General features: G+C 72.6%; 4 protein-coding genes. 3 read left to right on the top strand and 1 reads right to left on the bottom strand.

Annotated elements, in window-relative coordinates; all coding sequences use genetic code 11:
* Positions 1-42: 42 nt before the first annotated feature.
* Positions 43-576 carry a PGPGW domain-containing protein gene (locus NBW84_RS06550; RefSeq protein ID WP_250282652.1) on the bottom strand — a complete coding sequence of 178 codons (534 nt, stop codon included), beginning with the start codon at positions 574-576 and terminating at the stop codon, positions 43-45.
* A gap of 387 nt (positions 577-963) precedes the next feature.
* On the opposite strand from NBW84_RS06550, the gene NBW84_RS06545 reads away from it, so the two are divergent.
* The 3 genes from NBW84_RS06545 (at position 964) to nhaA (ending at position 4295) form a co-directional block, all read left to right on the top strand.
* Positions 964-1446, top strand: a complete 483-nt coding sequence (locus NBW84_RS06545; RefSeq protein ID WP_250282650.1) for a cation:proton antiporter regulatory subunit — start codon at positions 964-966, stop codon at positions 1444-1446.
* Positions 1447-1567: 121 nt separating this feature from the next.
* A complete protein-coding gene (locus NBW84_RS06540) occupies positions 1568-2716 on the top strand; it encodes a cation:proton antiporter (RefSeq protein WP_250282679.1) in 1149 nt (382 codons plus the stop codon).
* A 394-nt stretch (positions 2717-3110) separates the two neighbouring features.
* Entirely contained in the window at positions 3111-4295 is a 1185-nt protein-coding gene (nhaA, locus tag NBW84_RS06535; RefSeq protein WP_445548652.1) for a Na+/H+ antiporter NhaA, read from the top strand.
* The last annotated feature ends 101 nt before the right edge of the window (positions 4296-4396 follow it).

The raw sequence follows: 4396 nt of genomic DNA, 5'->3' as shown, positions 1-4396 counted from the left end.
GCGGAGGACGCCCGGTTCGGGGATCTGCCGGTCCGGTGGCGGCTATTCGTCGGTGGAGGAGGTCGGGGGCGCGCCTGGGGGAGCGGAGGTGGACGAGGAGGCGGCGGAGACGCGCCTGTGGTCTTCCTCCTCCTTGAGGTCGAGCAGTTCGGCGGGGGTCGGCTCGCCGGCGTCACGGGCCTGTTTGGCCTGCCACAGGCTGAACAGGATGGTGGAAAGGATCACCAGGCCGCCGAAGACCAGGCTGCCGCCCGTCCACGGCGAGGAGAACGGCAGCGTCTCCACGGCGATCCAGGCGATGCCCACCGCGACCATCCCGAGCCCGAACAGGATCGTGAACGCCGACGACCACACGCTCGCCGCCGCCTGGTCGGCGAGGTCGGCGGCCCTGCGCCGGGCCTGCTCGAACTGCCGGCGGGCCCACTCGTACTCCAGGCTCAGGACGAAGAATCCCAGCGCGATGATGAGGAAGCCCGGGCCGGGCAGGGCGAGCAGGGCCACGCCCAGCCCCAGCACGGCCACGCCGACCGCGCTCACCACGATCCGGCGGATGATGCGAGCACTCCTGTTCAGCACCGCGGCACCGCCTTCCGGTAAATCCCTCGCGAACCCTCGCGGGCCGCTGTCCGGCCTCGCCGTGGCCCATCCGCGTCCGGCCGGGGATGGGCAGGGCGCTCCCGTCACGGTATCCGGGGAGTGCTTCTGCCCGCTGTCGACCGGCTGACCGTCCGTCCGGCGGGCCGCCCGAGCCGCCCGGGCGGGTGTACGGCTCCGGGCTTGTCGGCCCGGGCTGGCGGGGCCGTTGGGTATGTTTAGATGATGAGAGGGCCGATGCGTCAGAGGTGGGCCCTGCGGTTTGGGCCCCGCGGTTTTGGTCACTGATCTGATCACCGATTTCCGGTCAGCAGAATTTCGATCTTTTGTGAGCCCGGCGTCCATGCCGGGTTCACCGGAGGGGTCGCAGTGGACGTGGAGGAGACCACGCTCCCGGGCATCGGGTTGCGGCACGACTTCCGTACCCGCAGCGGACGGCGGGTCGGCGTGGTGTCGCATCATGGCGGCCGGCGTGAGCTCGTGATCTACGACACCGATGACATGGACACCTGCAGTGAGTCGATCCCGCTGACCGCGGAGGAGAGCGACGCCCTGGCGGAGCTGCTGGGCGCCCCGCACATCGTCGAGCGGCTGAACAACCTCGGCAAGGCCTTCGCGGGCATCGTCGGGGAGCAGATCAAAATCACTCCCGGCTCCCCCTACGACGGGCAGCCGCTGGGGGATACCCATGCCCGGACGAGGACCGGGGCGTCCATCGTCGCCGTCGTCCGGGACCAGCAGGTGATCGCCTCCCCGCGCCCGGACTTCGGTTTCGTCGCCGGTGACGTCGTCGTGGTGGTCGGTACGCCGGAGAACACGGCTGCCGTTGCCGAACTGTTCCGCGTCGGTTGATCGCGATCTTGGCCGCTGGTGCGGCACTGCCGAGGAGCACTGACACGGCACTGGCGGAGAGCCGCCCGTGGACATAGCCGCGACCTTCCTCGAACTGGGCGCGGTCCTGTTCACCCTCGGGATGCTCGGCCACTGTGCCACCGCCGTGGGTATCTCCCCGATCCCGTTCTACCTGCTGGGCGGGCTCGCCTTCGGGCACGGAGGGCTGTTCCCGCTGGGCGCCAGCGAGGAGTTCATCGAGGTCGGCGCCGAGATCGGGGTCGTCCTGCTGCTGCTGACGCTCGGCCTGGAGTACACGGCGCAGGAACTGATCGACGGCCTGCGCCGGCAGGCGCCCACGGGCGCGCTCGACCTGACACTCAACGCCCTGCCCGGTGTGGCCGCCGCGTTCCTGCTCGGCTGGGAGCCGCTGGCCGCGCTCGTCCTGGGCGGGGTCACCGCCATCTCGTCCTCCGGGATCATTGCCAAGGTCCTCGCCGATCTGGGACGGATCGGTAACCGTGAGACGCCCGTGGTGCTGTCCGTGCTCGTCCTCGAGGACCTCGCCATGGCGGTGTACCTGCCTATCCTCACCGCACTGCTGGCCCACCAGACGCTCGCCCAGGGGTCGGTCACGCTGCTGGTCGCGCTGGGCGCGCTGGTCTTCGTCCTGGTCCTGGCACTGCGGTACGGCCGGCAGGTCAGCCGGCTGGTCCACAACCCGGACGCGGACCCCAACAGCGAGATTCTGCTGCTGCGCCTGATGGGGCTGGCCCTGCTCGTGGCCGGCGCCGCCCAGCAGGTCCGGGTCTCCGCCGCGGTCGGGGCGTTCCTGGTCGGCATCGCCGTGTCGGGGCCGGTGGCCGAGGGCGCGCGGGAGGTGCTCACCCCGCTGCGGGACCTCTTCGCCGCGGTGTTCTTCGTCTTCTTCGGCCTGCAGACGGAACCCGCCGAGATCCCCGGGGTGTTTCTTCCCGCCTTGCTGCTGGCGCTTGCCGGGGTGGCGACGAAGGTGTTCACCGGCTGGTGGGCGGCGCGCAAGGCCGGGATCGGGACGATGGGCCGTTACCGGGCCGGGGCCGCGCTGGTCGCGCGAGGCGAGTTCTCGATCGTCATCGCGGGCCTGGCGGTCGTGGCCGGCATCGAGCCGGAGCTCGGCCCGTTCGCCGCCTGCTATGTACTGATCATGGCGATTCTCGGCCCGGTGGCCGCGCGCGTTGTCGAACCGGTCGTCCGCAGGACGACCAGGCGCCTGCGCAGGAAGACCGTGACGAGCCCGTCGGGTGGCTGAACCAGCCAGCACGGCACGGCCCCGGCCGGGCATACCGCACCCGGCCGGGCGGTGCGGCGGCCGCACCGCACCGCACCGCTGAGCGATGGCCGCCGGGGCCACGGCCGGGGAATCCCGCCCGCGACGGATCCCGCGCCGGACGGGAACGTCATGACCGGGAAATCCGCGGCTTGTTGTGCCACGATGGCGGTACTGGCCAGCAGCGCCCAGCGCTGGTCGACACGTCACCACTCGAACTGATCGAACCACTCGAACTGATCGAACCGCTCAACAGGTGTGCCGGGAAGTCTGGTCGGCGTCCGACGTCGGCTGCTCCTGGAAGGACCTCCCGCTGGTGCGCACCCGAACGGCGGCTGACGCGCGGGCCGCGGTCGCCGGACGTGTCAGCCAGGCGCTGTCCGCCCGTGGCGCGTTCACCGAGTTCCTGCGCCGGGAGACCACCGGCGGGCTCCTGCTGCTGGCCGCCACCGCGCTCGCCCTGCTGTGGGCCAACCTCGCCGGTGGCAGCTACCACGACGTGTGGCGGGCCGACCTGGGTTTCGGCCCGTCCTGGCTACGCCTGACGCACCTGACCGCCGGGGCCTGGGTGGCCGACGGGCTGCTCGCGGTGTTCTTCTTCGTCGCCGGTCTCGAGCTCAAACGCGAACTGGTCGTCGGGGAGCTGGCGGGCCGCCGGGCCGCCGCGCTGCCGGTCGCCGCCGCCGTCGGCGGCATGATCGTTCCGGCGCTGGTGTTCCTCGCGGTCAGCCGGGGCGCGCCGGGGGCGGCGGGCGGCTGGGCGATCCCCGTAGCCACCGACATCGCCTTCGCGCTCGGCGTGCTGTCCCTGACGGGGGCGAACGTGCCCACCGCGCTGCGGGTGCTGCTGCTCAGCCTCGCCGTCGTCGACGACCTCGGCGGCATCGTCCTGATCGCCGTCCTGTTCACCCGGGGGCTCGCGCCGCTCTGGCTGCTGGCGGCCGTCGTGCTGGCGGCCGGGTACGCCTGCGCGCAGTGGCGGCGCTGGCGCTCCCCGGCGCTGTACGTGCCGCTGGCGCTGGCACTGTGGGTGTGCGTGCACGCCTCCGGGGTGCACGCGACCGTCGCCGGCATCGCGCTCGCCCTGCTCACCCGGGTGCGTCCTGACCCGGGCGAGCGGGCCGCGCCCGCGCTGCGCCTGGAGCACCGGCTGCACCCGTTCTCGGCCGGTCTCGTGGTCCCGCTGTTCGCGCTCGCCGCGACCGGGGTACCGGTGACGGGGACGGCACTGCTCGCCGTGGCCGAGGATCCGGTCGCCCAGGGTGTGGTCGCCGGGCTCGTCGTCGGCAAGGCCGCCGGCATCGTCGGCGGGGCCTGGCTGGCGGTGCGGGCCGGGGTGGCGCGGCTGCCGGCCGGCCTTGGCTGGCGCACGGTGGCGCCGGTCGGGCTGCTCGGCGGCATCGGCTTCACCGTGAGCCTGCTGATGTCCCGGCTCGCCCTCGACGACGCTGTTGCCCAGCGGCGCGCGGCCACCGCCGTGCTCGTCGCGTCGACGCTCGCCGGCGTGCTCGCGGTGCTCCTCCTGCGGTTGTCCGGGGCCGGCCGGGCGCGGGCGCAGTGACCGCGGTCCGGCTGTCCTGATTCGTAAGCCGCCCGGCTTGCCCCCATTTGGGGTGATGCCGAAGGCATCCGAGATACTGGCCCGGGCGATGCGGTTCGGGC

It is taken from the genome of Protofrankia sp. CiP1_Cm_nod2, assembly GCF_920664355.1.
In the GTDB taxonomy this organism is placed as follows: domain Bacteria; phylum Actinomycetota; class Actinomycetes; order Frankiales; family Frankiaceae; genus Protofrankia.
The sequence above is the reverse complement of the archived record's forward strand: the minus strand, read 5'-3'. Positions and strand labels throughout refer to the sequence as shown.

Bases quoted from the DNA above. Each gene is read 5' to 3' on its own strand.
- NBW84_RS06540 (WP_250282679.1), top strand. From the start codon at position 1,568: ATGCTCGGCCACTGTGCCACCGCCGTGGGTATCTCCCCGATCCCGTTC.